The 893-nt window shown below is 34.2% G+C and carries 3 protein-coding genes; all 3 read right to left on the bottom strand.

Features of this window, described 5'->3' with window-relative positions; genetic code table 11:
- Positions 1-178: 178 nt before the first annotated feature.
- A complete protein-coding gene (locus ACTND6_RS11055) occupies positions 179-376 on the bottom strand; it encodes a hypothetical protein (protein ID WP_441024310.1) in 198 nt (65 codons plus the stop codon).
- Between the two features lies 1 nt (position 377).
- A complete protein-coding gene (locus ACTND6_RS11050; RefSeq protein WP_441024309.1) occupies positions 378-683 on the bottom strand; it encodes a DUF6618 family protein in 306 nt (101 codons plus the stop codon).
- Positions 680-893, bottom strand: a 214-nt coding sequence (locus tag ACTND6_RS11045) for a hypothetical protein (protein ID WP_441024307.1), incomplete at its 5' end; no start/stop codon positions are given. The genes ACTND6_RS11050 and ACTND6_RS11045, both read right to left, overlap by 4 nt.

Raw genomic sequence — 893 nt, 5'->3', positions numbered from 1 at the left:
TGTAGAACGTCACATTAAATACACTAAGAAAATCAAATTAAATGCCAGAAGACATAACGTGAAATTCCGAAGTATTCAAATTATTTGATGCTGGTATTCAAATTGTTTACAAATATGACATATAATATCATTTATTCAAAAACTGAGGACCCTATAGATCAGACTATAGGGTCCTGTTTCAGAATGGCAGATTATCATTGTCTGATTCACTCAGATCATTATTTTTCTTTTTTAAATAGTATTCCAGTTTAGATAGTTTTTCATCTATGTGTCGCAGGTATTCAAATACCCAATCTTCTGATTCATCTTTTTCGACAGCGAGTTCCCTCTGCTTTAATATATACTCACATATTTCAATAATATCTGTTGCTTCCATTTCAGTCTTCCTCTATTTCTAATTGTTTTATTCCCTGTACGAGTGTTTCTATTTCATATGGACTTAATTCTGTTCTTTCCAGCGAGCATTTATTCCAGAATACATCTTTGTAATAAGCCATCTCACATCCGATATACATTTCAGGTATGACCAGATAATATCCATTTGCGTGTTTTCCGTAGATGATATGAAACGCATATCCTCTTCCTGTTATGACTGCCTCTATTGGATATACATCTGTGAATATTTTTATTTCAGCCTGCCATGCACGGTTTCTGACTTCACATTTATACTGAATTCTTTTCACACCTGAAGATCCTCTACAGTTTTCATTACTGTTTCTGATGTAATGATATTTTCGTTCAATGCATTGCCGATTACTAATGCCTGATTTACTATTTTATCTATTACTCTTGGAATGCCGTTAGATGCATTCACGATAGCTTCCAGGGCACTTTTTTCAAACACTTCCATGTGCGAGCCTGCTCCGCGCTGCTTATCCAGAATATATTTTTTT

The organism is Bulleidia sp. HCP3S3_C9 (genome assembly GCF_052064035.1).
Taxonomy (GTDB): domain Bacteria; phylum Bacillota_I; class Bacilli_A; order Erysipelotrichales; family Erysipelotrichaceae; genus Bulleidia.
This window is presented reverse-complemented; position numbering and strand designations above follow the sequence as displayed.

Bases quoted from the DNA above. Each gene is read 5' to 3' on its own strand.
- ACTND6_RS11055 (WP_441024310.1), bottom strand. From the start codon at position 376: ATGGAAGCAACAGATATTATTGAAATATGTGAGTATATATTAAAGCAG.